This is a genomic window from Bradyrhizobium sp. 40, from assembly GCF_023100925.1.
Lineage (GTDB): Bacteria > Pseudomonadota > Alphaproteobacteria > Rhizobiales > Xanthobacteraceae > Bradyrhizobium.
Map to the genome: position 1 here is coordinate 3956311 of NZ_CP064688.1, position 18478 is coordinate 3974788.

The 18478-nt window shown below is 63.6% G+C and carries 18 protein-coding genes; 9 read left to right on the forward strand and 9 right to left on the reverse strand.

What is annotated here, in order from left to right; genetic code table 11:
- Nucleotides 1–9: 9 nt before the first annotated feature.
- The 4 genes from argC (IVB40_RS19300) to IVB40_RS19315 all read right to left on the reverse strand — a co-directional run bounded on the left by argC (IVB40_RS19300) (nucleotide 10) and on the right by IVB40_RS19315 (nucleotide 3574).
- On the reverse strand, nucleotides 10–1056 hold the full coding sequence (gene argC / locus IVB40_RS19300) for an N-acetyl-gamma-glutamyl-phosphate reductase (protein WP_247815996.1): 1047 nt from the start codon (nucleotides 1054–1056) through the stop codon (nucleotides 10–12).
- A gap of 99 nt (nucleotides 1057–1155) precedes the next feature.
- On the reverse strand, nucleotides 1156–2154 hold the full coding sequence (argC, locus tag IVB40_RS19305) for an N-acetyl-gamma-glutamyl-phosphate reductase (RefSeq protein WP_247815998.1): 999 nt from the start codon (nucleotides 2152–2154) through the stop codon (nucleotides 1156–1158).
- Nucleotides 2151–2819, reverse strand: a complete 669-nt coding sequence (locus IVB40_RS19310; RefSeq protein ID WP_247815999.1) for an FMN-binding negative transcriptional regulator — start codon at nucleotides 2817–2819, stop codon at nucleotides 2151–2153. The genes argC (IVB40_RS19305) and IVB40_RS19310 overlap by 4 nt, the downstream gene beginning before the upstream one ends.
- Before the next feature lie 224 nt (nucleotides 2820–3043).
- On the reverse strand, nucleotides 3044–3574 hold the full coding sequence (locus tag IVB40_RS19315; protein WP_027569874.1) for a DedA family protein: 531 nt from the start codon (nucleotides 3572–3574) through the stop codon (nucleotides 3044–3046).
- A gap of 273 nt (nucleotides 3575–3847) precedes the next feature.
- On the opposite strand from IVB40_RS19315, the gene parE reads away from it, so the two are divergent.
- From parE to IVB40_RS19335, 4 genes are all read left to right on the forward strand, one after another.
- Nucleotides 3848–5890, forward strand: coding sequence for a DNA topoisomerase IV subunit B (gene parE / locus IVB40_RS19320; protein WP_247816000.1), 2043 nt, complete (start codon nucleotides 3848–3850; stop codon nucleotides 5888–5890).
- A 465-nt stretch (nucleotides 5891–6355) separates the two neighbouring features.
- Entirely contained in the window at nucleotides 6356–7144 is a 789-nt protein-coding gene (locus IVB40_RS19325; protein ID WP_247816002.1) for an outer membrane beta-barrel protein, read from the forward strand.
- A 221-nt stretch (nucleotides 7145–7365) separates the two neighbouring features.
- Nucleotides 7366–7551 (forward strand): hypothetical protein, encoded by a 186-nt coding sequence (locus IVB40_RS19330; protein ID WP_007591540.1) that lies wholly within the window; start codon nucleotides 7366–7368, stop codon nucleotides 7549–7551.
- Between the two features lie 21 nt (nucleotides 7552–7572).
- Entirely contained in the window at nucleotides 7573–8343 is a 771-nt protein-coding gene (locus tag IVB40_RS19335) for a glucose 1-dehydrogenase (protein WP_247816003.1), read from the forward strand.
- 109 nt (nucleotides 8344–8452) lie between these two features.
- Here the strand turns inward: IVB40_RS19335 and IVB40_RS19340 are convergent, their stop codons facing one another.
- Both IVB40_RS19340 and IVB40_RS19345 read right to left on the reverse strand, forming a co-directional pair.
- Nucleotides 8453–9220, reverse strand: coding sequence for an outer membrane beta-barrel protein (locus IVB40_RS19340; protein ID WP_027569870.1), 768 nt, complete (start codon nucleotides 9218–9220; stop codon nucleotides 8453–8455).
- Nucleotides 9221–9399: 179 nt separating this feature from the next.
- Nucleotides 9400–10656, reverse strand: a complete 1257-nt coding sequence (locus IVB40_RS19345) for an FAD-dependent oxidoreductase (protein ID WP_247816004.1) — start codon at nucleotides 10654–10656, stop codon at nucleotides 9400–9402.
- A 118-nt stretch (nucleotides 10657–10774) separates the two neighbouring features.
- On the opposite strand from IVB40_RS19345, the gene IVB40_RS35790 reads away from it, so the two are divergent.
- Nucleotides 10775–10909, forward strand: a complete 135-nt coding sequence (locus tag IVB40_RS35790) for a hypothetical protein (protein WP_256379190.1) — start codon at nucleotides 10775–10777, stop codon at nucleotides 10907–10909.
- A gap of 72 nt (nucleotides 10910–10981) precedes the next feature.
- Here the strand turns inward: IVB40_RS35790 and IVB40_RS19350 are convergent, their stop codons facing one another.
- Nucleotides 10982–12496 (reverse strand): caspase family protein, encoded by a 1515-nt coding sequence (locus IVB40_RS19350; protein ID WP_247816006.1) that lies wholly within the window; start codon nucleotides 12494–12496, stop codon nucleotides 10982–10984.
- A gap of 210 nt (nucleotides 12497–12706) precedes the next feature.
- On the opposite strand from IVB40_RS19350, the gene IVB40_RS19355 reads away from it, so the two are divergent.
- The 4 genes from IVB40_RS19355 (at nucleotide 12707) to fabA (ending at nucleotide 17425) form a co-directional block, all read left to right on the forward strand.
- Nucleotides 12707–13672, forward strand: coding sequence for an AraC family transcriptional regulator (locus tag IVB40_RS19355; protein WP_247816007.1), 966 nt, complete (start codon nucleotides 12707–12709; stop codon nucleotides 13670–13672).
- Between the two features lie 299 nt (nucleotides 13673–13971).
- The gene (locus IVB40_RS19360) at nucleotides 13972–15552 is read left to right on the forward strand and encodes a DEAD/DEAH box helicase (protein WP_247816008.1); all 1581 of its coding nucleotides are present in this window, start codon (nucleotides 13972–13974) and stop codon (nucleotides 15550–15552) included.
- Between the two features lie 166 nt (nucleotides 15553–15718).
- Complete coding sequence (locus tag IVB40_RS19365; protein ID WP_247286200.1) at nucleotides 15719–16786, forward strand: GGDEF domain-containing protein; 1068 nt, start codon at nucleotides 15719–15721, stop codon at nucleotides 16784–16786.
- A gap of 108 nt (nucleotides 16787–16894) precedes the next feature.
- Nucleotides 16895–17425 carry a bifunctional 3-hydroxydecanoyl-ACP dehydratase/trans-2-decenoyl-ACP isomerase gene (gene fabA / locus IVB40_RS19370; protein WP_247816009.1) on the forward strand — a complete coding sequence of 177 codons (531 nt, stop codon included), beginning with the start codon at nucleotides 16895–16897 and terminating at the stop codon, nucleotides 17423–17425.
- Between the two features lie 2 nt (nucleotides 17426–17427).
- Here fabA and IVB40_RS19375 read toward each other — a convergent pair whose 3' ends face one another.
- Nucleotides 17428–17859: a TfoX/Sxy family protein gene (locus IVB40_RS19375; RefSeq protein ID WP_247816010.1), complete on the reverse strand. Its 432-nt coding sequence runs from the start codon at nucleotides 17857–17859 to the stop codon at nucleotides 17428–17430.
- A 136-nt stretch (nucleotides 17860–17995) separates the two neighbouring features.
- Nucleotides 17996–18406 carry an iron-sulfur cluster assembly accessory protein gene (locus tag IVB40_RS19380; RefSeq protein WP_081747958.1) on the reverse strand — a complete coding sequence of 137 codons (411 nt, stop codon included), beginning with the start codon at nucleotides 18404–18406 and terminating at the stop codon, nucleotides 17996–17998.
- Between the last annotated feature and the right edge of the window lie 72 nt (nucleotides 18407–18478).

Below are 18478 nucleotides of genomic sequence, written 5' to 3' on the forward strand. Positions count from 1 at the left end.
TCACTCCGATCAGGGAAACAGCGCGATCTGCTCCAGTCCAGCGGTCTCGGGGAATCCGAACATCAGGTTCATGTTCTGGATCGCCTGACCGGCCGAGCCCTTCACCAGATTGTCGAGCACCGAAATCACGATGGCGCGGTTCTTGATCCGGTCGGCGATGACGCCGATCTGGACATAGTTCGAGCCGCGTACGTTCTGGGTCTGCGGCAGCACGCCCTTCTTGACGACATGCACGAACGGCTCTTTCGCGTAGGCTTTCTCGAGGGCGGCCCGCAAATCGTCCGGCGTCGCGCCGTTGAGCTTGACGTAGGACGTGCAGAGTTCGCCCCGCGACATCGGTATGAGATGCGGCGTGAAATTGACGGTCACGCTCGCGCCCGCCGCGACGCCGATCTCTTGTTCGATCTCCGGCGCATGCCGGTGCGTGCCGACCGAATATGGCGAAATCCCCTCGCCCGCCTCGCTGAACAGCGTGTTCTGTTTCAGGCCGCGTCCGGCGCCGGTGACGCCTGACTTGGCGTCGATCAGGATGTCATCGACGTCGATCAGTTTTGCTTTCGCCAGTGGCACCAGCGCCAACAACGCTGCCGTCGGATAGCAGCCGGGACAGGCGACCAGCCGCGCAGCGGTAATCTTCTCCCGATAGAATTCGGTCAGGCCGTAGACGGCTTCGCCCTGCAACCCGAGCGCCTGATGTTCGTGGCCGTACCACTGCGCGTAGGTTTCCTTGTCGCGCAGCCGGAAATCGGCGGACATGTCGAGGACCTTGATCTTCGGGTTGGCCTTCAGCACGGCCGCGATGATCTGCTGCGTGGTGCCGTGCGGCAGTCCGCAGAACACCGCGTCGAGCTTGGTCCAGTCGACCTTTTCCCATTCCACGAGTTGGGGCAAATCCAGCATGAAGAAATGCGGAAACACCTCGCTCATGGCCTTGCCAGCATGGGTGTTGGCGGTGAGTGCCGTGATTTCCGCATTCGGATGCCGCGCCAGCAGGCGCACCGCATCGGCGCCGGTGTAGCCGGACGCGCCGAGAATGCCGATTTTCTTCAAACTCATCACACGTTCCTTTCAGGCGTCGCTGGATCGTCTTGCCGGAGTAGAAAGTTGCAGCGTCGCTTCGTCCACCGGACCGGTCTGGCAGGCAACGCTCATCGGCTACTCCTCGGCAAGGCCCAGCATCAGCCGCATGTTCTGCACGGCCGCGCCGGACGCGCCCTTGCCGAGATTGTCGAGCCGGGCGACCAGCACCGCCTGGTGGTACTTGTCGCTGGCGAAGACGTAGAGCTCGAGCGTGTTGGTCTCGTTGAGCGCTTCCGGCTCGATGCGGCCGCCCCTGGTCGCCTCGTTTTGCAGCGGCATCGCCGAGACGTATTTTGAGCCGGCGTAACGCTTTGCCAACGCGGCCTGGAGATCGGCACTGCTGGGCTTGCCGGGCAGCGTGTCGAGCTGGAGCGGCACCGACACCAGCATGCCCTGCCGGTAGTTGCCGACCGACGGGATGAAGATCGGTCGCCGCGTCAGGTTCGAATAGAGCTGCATCTCCGGCAGGTGCTTGTGCTCGAAGCCGAGGCCGTAGAGCTCGAACGACGGCGCACTGCCGTCCTCGAAACTCGCGATCATCGACTTGCCGCCGCCGGAATAGCCGCTCACCGCATTGACGGTGACGGGATAGTCCGCAGGCAGCAGGCCGGCATCGACGATCGGTCGCAGCAGCGCGATCGCGCCGGTCGGATAGCAGCCGGGATTGGAGACCTTCTTCGCAGCCTTGATCTTGCCAGCCTGATCCGGCGTCAGTTCCGGAAAGCCATAGGCCCAATCGGGCGCGACCCGGTACGCGGTCGATGCATCCAGCACCTTCGGGCCCGACGGCCCCATGCTGTCGATGAGCGCAACCGTTTCCCTGGCAGCATCGTCCGGCAGACAGAGGATGACGAGGTCAACCTCCTCCATCAGCGCCTTCTTGGCCGCGGGATCCTTGCGCTTGTCGTCGGCAATCGTCTTCACGACCACGTCGTTCTGCAGCTTCAGCCGCTCGTTGATGCCGAGCCCGGTGGTGCCGGAGCCGCCGTCGACGAAGACGGTGGAGGGCTTTGTCGCAGCGCCCGGCTTCGGGGCATTTTTGGTATCAACGAGGCTGGCTTCAGAAAAGGTCATGGCGCGCTCCTTTCGAGCGTGTTGGTTTCGGACGCGAAGGCCTCCGGCCTGACGTCCTGCATCAGTTCCGCGATCTCCCTGGCGTCGGCATGGGCCTGCGCGCCAAGCGCGTTGGCGATCGCCGTATAGTCGGCGTCGGACTTGTGCTGGTTGAGCTTGAAGCTGCCTTCGACCTCTTCGACCGTCATGACCAGACCCACGATTCCCTTCTTCAGCGCCTCGAGCCGCCCCGCCGTCATTTTGGCTGAGGTCCACGGCTTCTTCGGCAACAGCCAGCTCTCGAACTTGTCGCTGAGCGTGTCGATCTGCACGGCCAGTTCACCATCCGACAACAACCGCACCGGCCCGGTCAGATGGACCGACTGGTAGAGCCAGGTCGGCACCTGATCCGGCGAGACGTACCAGTCCGGTGACACGTAGGCATCGGGGCCGTTGACCGCGAGCAGCCAGGAGGTCGTCCCGTCCGCAAGCTTTAGCAGCGGATTGTGACGGGCGGCGTGAAAGGCGGCATGCGGCGTGCCGTCGGCGGCATAGGTCAAATAGAACGGAATTGGCGAGGCGATCGGCTTGTGGCCGTCGAACGCGCACATGGTGCCGAAGCCGCGCGTGTCGGCGAACTTCAGGCTCGCGGCGCGGTCCTGCTTGAAAAAGGGTGGCGTGTACATCGTTGTCTCCTGCTGGGCCTCCTTGGGGGCCGCCGGATCAGATCGCGCTGACAGGAGAGAGAATGCCGCGGATCGGATCCAGCGGCAAAGACGATGATCTCAAACGCGATCGACCGCCCAAACCGCTAAAAAGCGGCGGCGGCGACGGGCGAACAAAATGGTCGCGGCGTTGATCATGGCGCGGGGCTATAGGGCCAGTTGCGGTTCGCGTCAAGGTTCGGACGTCACACCACCCGCCAGATCCATTCCATGATCTTCGCGATCACGTCGCCGAACAGCAGGAGCGCCGCCGACCAGATCAGCGCCGAGACGAAATTGGCCGCCTGGAAGCTCCAATAGGGCATCTCGAAAATGCCGGCTGCGAGCGGCACGGAGGCACGCAAGGGACCGAAGAAACGGCCGATGAAGATGCTCGGCACGCCCCAGCTGCGCACGAAGGCCTCGCCCCGGGGCAGGAGTTCCGGATAGCGCGAGAGCGGCCACATCTGCGCGACCTTCTCCTTGTAGCGGTAGCCGAACCAGTAGGAGACCCAGTCGCCCAGCGCCGCGCCGATGCCGCCGGCGATCCAGACCGGATAGAAGCTGATGCCGCTCGCGCCGATCAGCGCGCCGATCGCGACCAACGCGCCCCAGGCCGGGATCAGCAGCGAGATGAAGGCGAGCGACTCCCCGAAGGCGAGCACGAACACGATGGGAGCTGCCCATGTCTGGTGAGCGCGCACGAAATCCGCCAGCGCGTGCGCAAACTGCTCCATTCAAAATAGCCTTTCCGCCCTGCCCGAAGGTGCTGCTCGATGAAAAGGACTGGTAAGCCAAGGACTTGTGTGACATCAAGTCACAAAGTCCGGTCCAGACCGGACCGGACCGTCACATTGCCGGGAATTGATGGGGCTGCGGCGTAAAATCGCCGGGATTGGCTCCCAACCACACCGCCCGGCCCGCCCTGCGATAACCTTTCCAGGTCAGAAGTGGCATAGTCGGCCCAACCGATTCGCCGCTCATGCGGCCCTCAAAACGCATAAAGATATATGTCCAAGCAGTTGAAGCCCAAAGCAAAAGACGATTTTTTCGGCGGCGATGAGCCGAAGCCCCGCGCCGCCAAGGCCGCCTCGCGCGCAGGCGGTGCCGAGGCTGACTACACCGCAGCCGACATCGAGGTGCTCGAAGGCCTGGAACCGGTGCGCCGCCGGCCCGGCATGTATATCGGCGGGACCGACGAGAAGGCGCTGCATCACCTCTTCGCGGAAGTCATCGACAACTCAATGGACGAGGCGCTCGCGGGGCATGCGACCTTCATCGGGGTCGAGTTGAGCGCGGACGGCTTTTTGACCGTCACGGACAACGGCCGCGGCATCCCGATCGATCCGCATCCAAAATTTCCGAAGAAGTCGGCGCTCGAAGTCATCATGTGCACGCTGCACTCGGGCGGCAAGTTCGACTCCAAGGTCTACGAGACCTCGGGCGGCCTGCACGGCGTCGGCATCTCCGTGGTGAACGCCCTCTCCTCGCTGCTCGAGGTCGAGGTCGCGCGCAGCCAGAAACTCTATCGCATGACGTTCGAGCGCGGGCACCCGAAGGGCAAGCTCGAGGATCTCGGCAAGATCAACAACCGCCGCGGAACCCGCGTGCGCTTCAAGCCGGACACCGACATCTTCGGTGCGAAGGCAGCGTTCAAGCCTCAGCGCCTGTTCAAGATGACACGTTCGAAGGCGTATCTGTTCGGCGGCGTCGAGATCCGCTGGAATTGCGCGCCCGAACTGCTCAAGGGCGTCGACGACGTGCCGGCCGAAGCGACGTTCCACTTCCCCGGTGGCCTCAAGGATTATCTGGCGGCGGCGATCCACGCCGACACGCTGGTGCATCCCGACATCTTCTCCGGCAAGTCGGGCCGCAACGGCGCGCATGGCGCCTGCGAATGGGCGGTGGCTTGGACTGCGGATGCCGACGGCTTCCTGTCGTCCTACACCAACACCGTGCCGACGCCCGATGGCGGTACGCATGAATCCGGCCTGCGCAGCGCGCTGCTGCGAGGTCTCAAGGATCACGCCGAGCGCGTCGGCCAAGGCAAGCGCGCGTCGTCCATTACGTCTGAAGACGTGATGGTCGGTGCAGCCGTGATGCTCTCGGTATTCGTGCGCGAGCCCGAATTCCAGGGCCAGACCAAGGATCGCCTTGCCACCGCCGAAGCGCAGCGCATCGTCGAACAGGCGATGAAGGATCCGTTCGACCATTGGCTGTCGGGCAATCCGAACCAGGCCAACAGGCTGCTCGACTTCGTGGTCGACCGCGCCGAGGAGCGGTTGCGCCGCCGGCAAGAGAAGGAGACCGCGCGCAAGACCGCCGGCAAAAAGCTGCGCCTGCCGGGGAAGCTCGCCGATTGCAGCGATGCCGGTTTGGACGGCTCAGAACTCTTCATAGTCGAGGGAGACTCGGCCGGCGGCAGCGCCAAGCAGGCGCGCGACCGCAAGACCCAGGCCGTGCTGCCGCTGCGCGGAAAGATCCTCAACGTCGCCTCCGCCGGCAAGGACAAGCTGACGGCGAACACGCAGCTCGCCGACCTCGTGCAGGCGATCGGCTGCGGGATGCTCGCGCAGTATCGCGAGGAGGATCTGCGCTATCAGCGCATCATCATCATGACCGACGCCGATGTCGACGGTGCCCATATCGCTTCGCTGCTGATCACCTTCTTCTACCGGCAGATGCCGCGGCTGATCGACGAAGGCCATCTCTTCCTCGCCGTGCCGCCGCTCTACAAGCTGACCAACGGCACGAAGTCGGTCTACGCCCGCGATGACGCGCACAAGGCAGCGTTGATCAAGAGCGAGTTCAACGCCAACGCCAAGGTCGAGGTCAATCGCTTCAAAGGCCTCGGCGAAATGATGCCGGCGCAGCTCAAGGAAACCACCATGGATCCGGCCAAGCGGACAATGCTGAAAGTGGTTCTGCTCGCCGACGACCGCGACACCACGGCGGATTCGGTGGAGCGGCTGATGGGCACCAAGGCCGAAGCGCGCTTCGCGTTCATCTCGGACAAGGCTGAATTCGCCAATGACGATTTGCTGGACGTCTGATCCGCAGGCGCTGCTCGGTCGTATCCCATCAAGAGCCCCGGCATGAAGCCGGGGCTCTTTGTTTTTGGGGACGACAACCGCCATTTCCCGACGATCCTGCCCGCCGATCCTGCCAACGGTCCGCCACGGCTTCGGTGATTCCCTGCCTCGTCGCATCGCGACTCGGCCAACGACTCACCCAGCCGGGCTGATGCAGGATTGCCTCCATTTCGGACAAAGCCGGATTTACTAACGAGAAGTTACCAAAATACAAATCGCAAAATTCGACCTACTGCATTGATAATACAAGACTATTTCGAATTTCCACGATGGTGCTCAGAATCCCTGCCGTGCGGCGTTTCCCGGCGACTGTGCCTGCTCTGCAACAGCATTTCGGAGAGAAGCAGGTATAGTCCGGGACATCAGATCACACGGACTTCAGTGCGCTCGCGCCTTCCAGACAGACCAAAGCTTGGGGATTTTAAGATGAAGAAGATTTTGCTCGCACTGACCGCGGTTGCCGCGATGACCGGTTCGGCCTCGGCCGCTGACCTTGGCGCCCGTCCCTACGTGAAGGCGCCGATGGCGGCTCCCGTCGCCAACTGGACCGGCTTCTACATCTTCGGCGGCGCCGGCGGCGGCCTCTCGGCCTCTGACCAGCGCGTGCAGACCACGGTTGGCGCAGTTCCCCTGACGATCGATCAGCGCCAGGGTGGCTCGGGCTGGTTCGGCACCGTCGGTCTCGGCTACGACTGGCAGTTCAGCGGCACCTGGGTCGCCGGCGTGTTCGCTGACGGTCAGTTCGGCAGCATCCGTGCTACCATTCAAGATCCCCTGCTCTTCGGCGGCATCACTGGCAACCAGAAGCTGGAAGACTCCTGGGCCGCGGGCGTGCGCCTCGGCTGGCTGGTCGCTCCAAACGTTCTGTCCTACGTGAACGGTGGTTACTCCGGCGCCCACTTCGGCAGCACGAACTTCATGACGCTGGCTGGCGTTCCGGCCGGTGTGCATCTCAACGGTTACAATCGCAACGGCTGGTTCGTCGGCGGCGGCGTCGAGAACAACCTGAACATCTTCGGCATCCAGTCGCCCGGCTGGTTCATGAAGACCGAATATCGTTCGGCCTTCTACAACGCCAAGACCCAGGACATCCTGACAGACGCTGGCAATCTGCCGGTCGGCCAGAGCATTCGCGCCAACAGCTGGAACCAGACGATCTCCACCTCGCTGGTCTACCGCTTCAACTGGACCGGTCCGGTCGTCGCGAAGTACTGATCCGAACGCAAGTTCAGACGTTAAAGCCCCGGCATCGTCCGGGGCTTTTTCGTTGTACGGTGCTTCAGCGGACCTTGCGTATGGACATGCATCCGCCCTGCGGCCTGCATCAGCGGCCATTGTATCCGAACCACGGCTACGGCTAGTCTCCCGGCAAGTTTTCGGGCCGCGGCAGTGGTCATGCCGCGTCACGACAGAAGCGGACCTATGGGGAGGAATGCATGCGCAGATTTCTGCTTGTAGCAGGCCTGTTTGCCCTTGCCGTCGGGCTGCTCTGGATCGGACAGGGCACGGGCACCGTCGCGTGGCCGCGATCGAGCTTCATGGTCAACCAGTTGCAATGGGCCGGCTATGGCGCGGCCATGGCAGGCTTTGGGCTGGTGCTGATCTGGCAGAGTAACCAATAGAAGAAACCAGGGAATAGCAGCATGACATCCAGTCGGTTCGATCTCCGCGGCAAGGTCGCGATCGTCACGGGAGGCAATGGCGGCATCGGGCTCGGCATGGCCCGCGGCCTCGCCGATGCCGGCGCCAACATCGCCGTGGTCGGACGCAACGAAACCAAATCGGCCGCCGCCGTGGCCGATCTCAGTCAACGCGGTGTGAAGGCGATCAGTGTTGCCACCGACGTCACCGACAAGGCGGCCATCGCCGCGATGGTCGAGCGTGTCGTCGGGGATCTCGGCCGCATCGACATCCTCATCAACAATGCCGGCATGAGCATCCGCAAGCCGCCGCACGAGCTCGAGCTCGACGAATGGAATACGGTGATCAACACCAACCTCACCAGCGCCTTCCTGTGCTCGAAGCTGGCCTATCCGGAGCTGAAGGCGTCCGGCAACGGCAAGGTGATCAACATCGGCTCGATGATGTCGATCTTCGGCGCGAGCTTCGCAACGGCCTATGCGGCGAGCAAGGGCGGTATCGTTCAGTACACGCGCGCCTGCGCCAATGCGTGGGCGCCCGACAACATCCAGGTCAATGCCATCCTTCCCGGCTGGATCGACACCGACCTGACCCGCGGTGCGCGGCAGCAGGTATCGGGATTGCACGAGCGGGTGCTGGCACGCACGCCGGCGGGGCGGTGGGGCGACATCGACGACTTCGCCGGCATCACGGTGTTTCTTGCCTCGTCCGCGTCTAACTTCGTCACCGGCACCGCGATCCCCGTCGATGGCGGGTTCTCGGTGATGGCGTAGGCCGTACGCAAGAAACCTGCACACAAAAAAGAAGCCCCGGACAATGCCGGGGCTTTTGAATTTGGGCAGTGATCGTCTTTTATGGTTGCTTGGTCGTTCGTTGACCCACTCAGTAGCGGGCGATCACAGGCGCGTCGAACTTGTAGCTGGCGCGCACGACGGCCCACTGGAGGTCGCGCGGCTTGGCATCGAAGCTGTAATTGCCCGAGGTGCCGCCGAGCTGATAGGTCTGGCTACCGAAAGCTGCGTAATTGTATTCGAGGCCGACGATCCAGTTGCGGGTGATGCCGTATTCCCAGCCGGCACCGACGGTCCAGCCGTTGGCCCAATGGGTCTGACCGCCAGAACCGGTGGCCGGACCGACCGTATCGGTGACCGACAGACGGTTGTTCACGCCGGCATAGCCGCCCTTGATGTAGAACAGGTTGTTCTGCACGGCGAAGCCCGCGCGACCGACGACGGTGGCAAGCACATTGGCGCGCCAGGAGAACACGTCGTCACCCGCGCCGAACGCGGTGTTCAAGAACGAGCCCTTGTTGTCGAGGCCCGAGATCGTGCCTTCCATACCGAACACGTAGTTGTTGGCCTGCCAATTGTAGCCGATCTGGGCGCCGCCCAGGATGCCGGAGTTGCGCTGACGGTAGCCCTGCCCCGGGGTCAGATCGCCGAACGGCGCGCCGGTCCCGTTGTTGATGAACTGCTCGTTGGTCCATGCTCCGCCGATGTGACCGCCGACATAAAAGCCGGTCCAGTTGAACAGCGGCTCCGCATAGGCGGGCGCCTTCGTGTAGCGCGCACCAAGATCGGCGGCGGAAGCGGCGCCGGTCGAAACCAGAGCGGTCGTGCAGGCGAAGGCGGCAATCAACTTGTTACGCATGGTACACCCCGTGTCCTTTGATGGGTGCACGCTCACACGCAGTTCTTACTCAAATTTGAATCAAGACAGTTAAGACGCCGGATTGGCAAGCAGCGCGCCTTCAATCCATCTGAACTGTTGTACGCAGGCAACGCGCTGAGCGCGATTTAACGCCGCGTTATCCCTACCGAGTCCTTGCGCTACCGTGCCGGCGCAGCCTTCGACTGCACGTGCTCGGGCCGGACGCCGAGCGCGAGCAGACGCGCCGGAATGCCCTGGAGCCACGGCAGCGCGGTGATTAGGCGCACGATCAGCGGCACTTTCAGCGGCCGGTCGCCGCCCTGCAAGGCGCCGCTGATGATGTTGTTCTGCACGATCATCTGCATTCGCTGCGTCATCTTCACCGGGAATTCGCGGCGACGGCGCACGGCATCGAGTTCGTTCTCCGACGGGCAGCCGTTTTGCAGCTTGTCCGCCAGCAAATTTGCGGTCGCGACCGCATCCTGCACGGCGAGATTGACGCCGACGCCGCCGACCGGCGACATCGCATGTGCGGCGTCGCCGATGAGAAGCAAGCCGGGCCGCGTCCAGCGCGGCAGGCGGTTGATCGCGACGGTGAGCAGCTTGAAATCGTCGAACCTCTTCACATCGGCAATGCCGCTCTTCAGGATCGGCGCCATGCGAACGACGTCGTCGAGCAGCGCCTGCAATCCCCTCGCCTTCACCGCGTCGTATTGCCCCTTGGCGATGACATAGGCGCATTGCCAGTAGTCGCCGCGGTCGAAGGTGATCATCATCTTGCCGGGCTCGACGCGCGCGAACACGTTCTCGGTCTCGTTCCCCTTGCGGCCGACGCGGAACCACAGCACGTCCATTGGCGCGCCGATCTCCTCGACCTCGAGGCCGGAACGCTGGCGCACGGTCGAATGCCGGCCGTCACAGGCGATGGTGAGATCGGCTTCGATGTCCACGATGCCGTCCGGCGTATTCGCCCGCACGCCGGCGATGGTCTCGCCGCGGCGGATCAGATCGACCGCTTCCGTGTTCATCATCACCTTCAGCGAGGCGAAGCGCTGGCCGGCCTCGCGCAGGAAGTTCAGGAAATCCCATTGAGGCATGAAGGCGATGAAGGGGTACTTGGTGCGGAGGCGGCTGAGATCGGCGATGCGAACGGGGGTACCGCCGAACAGGCCGTCCATCTTTTGCAAGCGCTGATGCGGCAACTTCAGGAATCCGTCGATCAGGCCGAGCTCGTCCATCACCTGGAGCGTCGAGGGATGCACGGTGTCGCCGCGGAAGTCGCGGAAGAAATCCGCATGCTTCTCCAGCACCACGACATCGATGCCGGCGCGCCCCAGAAGATAGCCGAGCATCATGCCCGCCGGTCCGCCGCCGACGATGCAACACCGCACTTTCAGCGAGGCGCCTTGGAGATTCTGCGACGTATCGGGTTTCACGGCCGGGTTCTCATTTAGGGTCAAGGTTTCTGTGCAGTGCAGCAAGCAAGATTCATTTGCCGCGATTGTGAATGGCCGTTAGCCTTTACGCCAATTCCGACTCATTCAGGAAATTGCAGTGCAGACAATCCTCATACTGCTCGGCGTCTGGATCCTGATCAACGTGCTTTTCGTCTTGATCATGATCGCACCGCGCAGGCCGCCGCTTGCGCCGGTGCGCATCGAACGGAACGGCTATCCGTACGAGGAGTAGGAGAAGCTCAAGAGCTTCATCAGGAAGCGCCGCGGGTAACAAGAAGCGCGCGCGACGCCTTCGGCCGCCTCATCAATTATTGCTGCGGTTCGCGCTGCGGAAGCTCTTGATCTCCGACACGCTGCCGTCGCGATAGGTCAGCTCCACCGAGATGAACTGCGTTGCCGGCGCGAGCTTCATGTAGAGCGGCATGCCGGCGCTGATCGCGCTGGGATCGCGCATGTCGCAGCCCGGCATCTTCAACACCTGGTTCGGAACGGCGGTGTCGATGCCGATGCGCACCTCGCGGATGGCGCAGCGGTAAGACACGAGGTGCGTGTAGTAGACCAGCAGCCCGTTGAACTCGCGGAATGACAGCCAGCTCGTCGCGGTCATGTCGAGGATCTTGCGCTGGTCGCGGATCAGCGCGGCTTCGGGATCGAACCTGATCGGGAACGGCCCCTGCATGTCACCGGACTGGTCGACATAGCGGACCTCAATGGTGCCGGCCTGCGCGTCCGGCGGCAATTCGATCGACGAGTTCGGCATTCTCTTGCGCGTGCGCGGGTCGAGCGTATCGATGAAGCCGGTTTCGCGGAAATCGCCATTGCCGGCCATGCGCCAGGAAACGCCAAGCGTCGGATCGGCAAAGGAGAACACCACGCTCCAGCCGCCATTGTGGCGCGAGAAGCTCGCGATCGGCGCGTTGGTGGTCTCCTCCTTCGGCGCGCGCGGCACCGACACTGGCGGCAGCGCCGCGAGCTTCTGCGCCGGCGGATCGGCCGGGCGCGCGGCGACATCCTTGGCGATGCCGCTGAGGAAGACGTCGTCGACCATCTGATCAAAATAGACCGGCACTTGCCTGTGCTTGACGGTGTCGGCCATCTCGCTGACGAGACGGCGCGTACGCTGCGCCACCTGCACCAGGTTCTCGCCGGGCTGGAGCAGCTCTTTGGCGAAGGTGCGCGTGAACACCGAATTGGGATTGGCGTCGTCGTTGGAGAGGCGGTCGAGCGCGGTCTGGCGCGGGCCCGCGGAGAAGACCGAGAACACGCCTTCGGGCAGCTGCACCATCGGGGCAAGCCCGCCACCGCCGGAGACGGCGCGGGTACCCTTGCGCTCGAACGGGTTGTTGCGGCAGGCGTCGAACACCAGGATCGAGGTTCGCGCCTTCTTGTTCTGGAGGCGCTCGACGATGCGATCGGCCAGGATGGAGGCGTCACGCACCAGCTCTTCCTGCCCTTCCGTCGCTGCCGGCACGTCCGTCGGCAGCAGGTAATTCTGGCCTGCGATCTCGAAGCCGTGGCCGGCATAGAAGAAGAACGCGGTGTCGCCGGGCTCGATCGTCCGATCGAACGCAAGCAGCGTCTCCGAAAATTGCTGCCGGCTCTGGTTTTCGGCGAGCATCACCGAGAAGCCGAGCTGCTTCAGCGTATCGCCCATGGTGCGGGCGTCGTTGACCGCCTTGAGCAGCTTCGGAACGTTCCTATAGTCGTTGTTGCCGACCACGAGCGCGACGCGCTTCTCGGCACAGGCAGGAAGCGCGAAACCGCTGAGGCCGGCCGCAAGGCCAAGCGCTGCCAGTACTCTGAAAAGCCGACGTGTCATCGAAAATCCCTCAAGAACGGCCCACGCCGGTTCCTTCGAACAGCGGTTCATGGGAACCGCATCGTTGATGTGATAGTCGGCCCAGCCATAGCGCTGGTTCAACAGCCCTGAGGACTCAGGTCTGTCGTCTAGCCTATGGTAGATGCCACCGGAATTTGCTTTTTCTCGGTCAATTCTTGTGGGCAATTCCGCTGGAAGCGAGGGGACGCCGTGTATCGCTGGTGCACCGACGAGGTCGAGCCGCACGACCGCTTCGACTTTTGGCGCGAGGTGCGCGCCAAGGGCCTGTTCGGCGTCACCGTCGAACTCGAGCGCGAACGCCGCGCGGACTTCTTCGGCGAATTCTCGCTGTGTCAGCTTGGCGGAGCCGGCCTCGTCGAGCTGAAGGCTTCGCATTACACGGTCGAGCGCAGCATGACCGACATCGCTGACGCGCCGGGCGACAGCCTCTGCGTCTATCAGCAACTCGGCAGCGGCGCCTGGTTCGGCGGCATGCGCGGCAGCGACTTCACGATCGCCAACGGCAGCTTCGCCACCAGCCATACCGACCAGCCCTATCGCGCCGCGCCGCTGGGCGCGGGAGGCTTCCACCTGCGGATCCTGAAGATTCCCGCGAGCGGTCTCTCCACGCAGGACAAGCGCATGCGCGAGCTTGCGCCCCGGACGTTCGTCGATCCCAGCCTGGCGCCCCTACTCGACGCCTGCTTTGCCGACCTCGGTACGGTTGCCGCGGGTGATGACGGCGCCGCCGATGCCGCCCCCCTCGTCCAGGCTTTAGCCCATCTGGCACTGATCGAGCGCGGCATCCTGCGGCCCGGCAGCCGCCTCGGGCAGGCCGCGCTGCGGACCGCCCGGCTCTCGTTGGCACGACGCCTGATCGCGCGTCACCTGCAAGACCCGGATATGGCGCCGACGATGGTGGCCGACCTTCTCGGCGTGTCGGTCCGTCACCTGCACATGCTGTTCGAAACCGCGGCCAAGAGTTTTTCGCAAACCGTGACGGACGAACGCCTGAACCAGAGCCGCCGCCTGATGCGCGAAGCCCCGGACCGGCTGATCGCCGACATCGCGACCGCCTGCGGCTTCGACAGCCTCGCGACCTATTACAGGGTCTTCAACGCCGCCTATGGGATGGCCCCCGGCGACTTCCGCGCCCAGGGTCCGGAAGGGCGTTAGCCGACGTTTGGACAGCTCCGGCCGACCGCTGGATGGGGCGGAAAACCGCAGCCTCGCCCGCTATTTGAGCGAAAACCTCAGGTTTTTTAGGGCCTTCCCGCGGCTGCTCCATTGACTTTGGCCGATTCCCCCCTATGTTCCGGGTCGACGCGGCTCGGTATCGAAGAGCGATTCCTGAGCTTGGCGCTTTGTTCGCGTGAGTCAGCACCCCCAGCTTCTTTGAGAGCGCGCCGTTTTGGGGTGGAACGCGACAGCCTTATTACCCTCGAATCCGAACGGCGGTTTCGACCAGAGGCTCAATGTCTTTTACCCATCTCGGACTATCCGAAAAAGTCCTCGCCGCAGTGGCGGCCACCGGTTACACCACCCCCACCCCCATTCAGGAACAGGCGATCCCTCACGTCCTTGCTCGCAAGGACGTTCTCGGCATCGCCCAGACCGGCACCGGCAAGACCGCCGCCTTCGTGCTGCCGATGCTCACCATTCTCGAAAAGGGCCGCGCCCGGGCGCGCATGCCGCGCACGCTGATCCTTGAGCCGACCCGCGAACTCGCGGCGCAGGTGAAGGAAAACTTCGACCGCTACGGCGTGGGCCAGAAACTCAACGTCGCCCTCCTGATCGGCGGTGTTTCCTTCGGCGACCAGGATGCCAAGCTGACGCGCGGTGTCGATGTGCTGATCGCCACTCCCGGCCGCCTGCTCGACCACACGGAGCGCGGCGGCCTGCTGCTCACCGGCGTCGAGTTGCTCGTCATCGACGAAGCCGACCGCATGCTGGACATGGGCTTCATTCCCGACATCGAGCGCGTCTGCAAGCTCGTCCCGTTCACGCGGCAGACCCTGTTCTTCACCGCGACCATGCCGCCGGAGATCCGGCGCATCACCGAAACCTTCCTGCACAATCCGCAGAAGATCGAGGTATCGAAGCCCGCCACCACCGCTGTCACGGTTACGCAGTGTCAGGTCCCGGCCGGGCGCGAGGCGCACGAGAAGCGCGAGCTGCTTCGCCGACTGCTCCGCGAGGCCAAGGATCTCCAGAACGCGATCATCTTCTGCAATCGCAAGCGCGATGTCGCCGTCGTTCATAAATCGCTGCAAAAGCACGGCTTCAGCGTCGGCGCGCTGCACGGTGACATGGATCAGTCGGCCCGCACGGCGGCGCTCGAACAGTTCCGCAAGGGCGAGCTGCCGCTGCTGGTCGCATCCGACGTCGCCGCCCGCGGCCTCGACATCCCCGAGGTCAGCCACGTCTTCAATTTCGACGTTCCCCACCATCCCGACGACTATGTCCACCGCGTCGGCCGCACCGGTCGCGCAGGCCGGTCCGGCATGGCGATCTCGCTCGTCACGCCGCCCGACCAGAAGTCGATGGTGGCGATCGAGAAGCTGATCGGACAGAGCATTCCGCGCGCCGAAGGCGATTTCGAAGTCCGCACCGATGCTTCCGATGCGAGCGAGCGTCCGCGCGAGCAGCGCGGCCGTGAACGTTCACGCGGCGGACGCGGCAAGCCGCAACGCGGTCGCGAGCGCAGCCAGGAGCCGCGCGAAGCGCGTGGCGAGGCACAGCCTTCAGCCGAAGCACGGTCCGCTCCCGAAGCAAGGCCCGCTTCCGAAGCAAGGCCCGCGCGCGAGGCAAGGCCTCCGCGTGAAGCCAGATCTTCGCGTGAAGCCAGACCTTCGCGTGAAGCCAGACCTTCGCGCGAAGCCAAGCCATCATCCGAGCCGCGTGACGGTGCGCGCGAGCAGGCCAATCCGTCGCATGTGCCGTCGATCGGCCGTCCCGAGCCGCGCCGCCAACGCGAGGCCGACAGCGAGCCGGGCGACCACTCGCATCTGCCGGCCTTTCTGCTGCGTCCGGTTCGCTCCCCAGCCGGCGCCTGAAGCCCGATGCGCGCCCGGCTTTGGTTGAAATAAAGCTTGCGTGCACTTTTCTGGACGTATTCGTGGACGTATATTTACGGGGCGTTCACGATCGTCCGTTAGCCTACGAACATAATTTAAGTATTGCTGCGGTCGACGGCACGCCGATCGCTGTGGGGTATGTTCCGTGGTCAAGGTGCTCGACGAACACGAACGCACGATGGCGTTCGCCGAGGTGGCGCTCGGTCAGATCCGATCGCTACGACAGACCGCAATTCCCCGTAATTACGAGATCTGGTTCGTCTACGCCACCGGCTACAATGCCCCGCTCAACAAGATCATCAACGAGACACTGGCGCGGAGCGGCACGCTGACCGAAGCCGATCTCGATCAGATCTACGAGACCTACCTCTCCCACATCAAGACCACCGACCGCATCGACAAGGTCGGCGCGCGCGTCATCGGCGAGATCGACGACGTGATGAAGGTACTCGGTGACGCGCTCGGGATGACCGGCTCCTACGATGCCAGCCTGTCGGGCGCGACCGAAAAGCTCTCATCGGCCAAGAGCCGCGAGCAGATCAAGTCGATCGTCGAGACGCTGCTGCATTCGACCAGCGAGATGCGCGAGACCAACAAGGCGCTGGAAGACCGGCTGACGCTGTCGAAGAGCGAGATCAGCAACCTCCAGCAGAGCCTGGAGGCGATCCGCGCCGAGAGCCTGACCGATCCGCTAACGGGGCTCGGCAACCGCAAATATTTCGATCGCATGATCGACATGGCCGTGCAAGGCGCGCTCGCCTCCGGCGATCCGCTGTCGCTGCTGCTGGTCGACATCGATCATTTCAAGTCGTTCAACGATTCCTACGGCCATCTCACCGGCGACCAGGTGCTGCGGCTGGTCGGCCTGTCGCTGAAGCAGACCATCAAGGGCCAGGACATCACCGCGCGCTATGGCGGCGAGGAATTCGCGGTCGTGTTGCCCAACACCGCGCTGCGCCAGGCCCTCACGGTGGCCGATCACATCCGCCGCGCCGTGATGGCCAAGGAATTGAAAAAGAAGTCCACCGGCGAAATCCTAGGCCGCGTCACCATCTCCATCGGCGTCTCCATGCTGAAGCAGGGCGACGACACCGATGCGCTGATCGAACGCGCGGATGCCTGCCTGTACGCCGCCAAACGCAACGGCCGCAACCGCGTGATCTGCGAGGCCGATCCGGAATTCGCGGTCGAGACGCACAACCGGGTGGCGTGACGCCGAAGCCGCGCACCGCCACCTGCGCTTGACATTCTGGCCTGACGAACGACATCTCCCTCGCCGTCTCAAGGCGTCCGACTGCGAGCATCCGGAGGACTTGTCGTCTTGCCCAACCCGCATGATTTTCACACGCCGCAACCGTCCTACACCAGGGACGACCTGCTGAGATCGAGCGAGGGCAGCTATTTCGGTCCCGGCAACGCGCAATTGCCGGCGCCGCCAATGCTGATGATGGACCGCATCACGGAGATCAGCCTGGACGGCGGCGAGTTCGGCAAGGGCCATATCGTCGGCGAGCTCGACATCGCGCCAGGCCATTGGTTCTTCGATTGCCACTTTCGCGGCGATGCCATGATGCCGGCGTCTCTGGGACTGGATGCCATGTGGCAGATGATCGGCTATTGGCTCGGTTGGTCGGGCTCAGCGGGCAAGGGCCGCGCGATCGGCGTCGGCGAGGTGGAGTTCACGGGCTCCATCACACCGGACACACGATGCGTGCGCTACGAGGTCGTCATGCGCCAGGTGAGGCGCGGCAGGCTGGTCCTGGGATTTGCCGACGGCCGCGTGCAAGCTGACGGTGTCTGCGTTTACATCGCCAAAGACATGAGGGTTGGCCTGACAAAGGCCGTGGACTGAGCTTAACCCAGTCGCCTGGCGCGCTTCCCAACCGCTTTTTTTTTGCTCGCCTTCTTCCGCCCTTTCGCAGGCTTGGCAACCTTCTTCGCCGCCTTCTTGACCTTGGGCCGCTTCTTCACCTTGGCGCGCTGGGCGGCGGCGAGAGCCGCCTTCGCCCATTGCGCAAGCTCCTCGGAATCGTCGAACAGGCGGGCCGGCAGCTCCCAATAGGAGTTCACCAGCACCGTCTTGGCGCGGGTCGCGTATTGGAATGACTTCGAGCCTTCCGCTTCAAAGTCCGGGATGGTCATCTCGTCGGCGCGAAAGAACAAGCCGGCACGCAGGGACAGCGCGAAATTGATGCCGTCGGCGGAGATGCCGTAGCCGGAAAACATTTTTCGGATGGCGACGGGGCCGAAATCGGCGAACAGGTCGATCAGGAATTCGCGGTCCATGGCAGGCTTCCCGGGGCGAGCAGGCCAGCCTTCATACCACCGCCGTCATTGCGAGCGAAGCGAAGCAATCCAGATTGTCGCCGCAGAGACAGTCTGGATTGCTTCGTCGCAAGTGCTCCTCGCAACGACGGAAAAACTACCCGTCGATCTGCGCCGGGCGCAGTTCGACCGACTCACCGCAGCCGCAAGCGGAGATCTGGTTGGGGTTGTTGAAGACGAACTGGGCCTGCATCTTGTCGGCCTTGTAGTCCATCTCGGTGCCGAGCAGGAACAGCACGGCCTTGGGATCGACCAGGATCTTGACGCCCTTGTCCTCGACGACCTCGTCGGTCGGGCGGACATCGTGGGCGTATTCGACGGTGTAGGACTGGCCGGCACAGCCGCCGTTCTTGACGCCGACGCGCAGGCCCACGATCTCGGAATCGGCCCGCTGGGTCAGCTCGTTGATGCGCTGGGCAGCAGCGTCCGTCAGCCGCATCACCTGCGGGCGCGGCCGCCGCGGCTTCGGAGTGGATGCTGGTGTTGAACCCGACGATATCTGTGTCATGTCAGTGATGTGGTCCGTTGCCGAGCGAATTCAATGCCAAGGATCTAACGAGTATCTAAAGCCAGGGTTACG

Coding starts and splice junctions, on each gene's coding strand:
- argC (WP_247815996.1), bottom strand. CDS start 1,056: ATGAGTTTGAAGAAAATCGGCATTCTCGGCGCGTCCGGCTACACCGGC.
- argC (WP_247815998.1), bottom strand. CDS start 2,154: ATGACCTTTTCTGAAGCCAGCCTCGTTGATACCAAAAATGCCCCGAAG.
- IVB40_RS19310 (WP_247815999.1), bottom strand. CDS start 2,819: ATGTACACGCCACCCTTTTTCAAGCAGGACCGCGCCGCGAGCCTGAAG.
- IVB40_RS19315 (WP_027569874.1), bottom strand. CDS start 3,574: ATGGAGCAGTTTGCGCACGCGCTGGCGGATTTCGTGCGCGCTCACCAG.
- parE (WP_247816000.1), top strand. CDS start 3,848: ATGTCCAAGCAGTTGAAGCCCAAAGCAAAAGACGATTTTTTCGGCGGC.
- IVB40_RS19325 (WP_247816002.1), top strand. CDS start 6,356: ATGAAGAAGATTTTGCTCGCACTGACCGCGGTTGCCGCGATGACCGGT.
- IVB40_RS19330 (WP_007591540.1), top strand. CDS start 7,366: ATGCGCAGATTTCTGCTTGTAGCAGGCCTGTTTGCCCTTGCCGTCGGG.
- IVB40_RS19335 (WP_247816003.1), top strand. CDS start 7,573: ATGACATCCAGTCGGTTCGATCTCCGCGGCAAGGTCGCGATCGTCACG.
- IVB40_RS19340 (WP_027569870.1), bottom strand. CDS start 9,220: ATGCGTAACAAGTTGATTGCCGCCTTCGCCTGCACGACCGCTCTGGTT.
- IVB40_RS19350 (WP_247816006.1), bottom strand. CDS start 12,496: ATGACACGTCGGCTTTTCAGAGTACTGGCAGCGCTTGGCCTTGCGGCC.
- IVB40_RS19360 (WP_247816008.1), top strand. CDS start 13,972: ATGTCTTTTACCCATCTCGGACTATCCGAAAAAGTCCTCGCCGCAGTG.
- IVB40_RS19375 (WP_247816010.1), bottom strand. CDS start 17,859: ATGGACCGCGAATTCCTGATCGACCTGTTCGCCGATTTCGGCCCCGTC.
- IVB40_RS19380 (WP_081747958.1), bottom strand. CDS start 18,406: ATGACACAGATATCGTCGGGTTCAACACCAGCATCCACTCCGAAGCCG.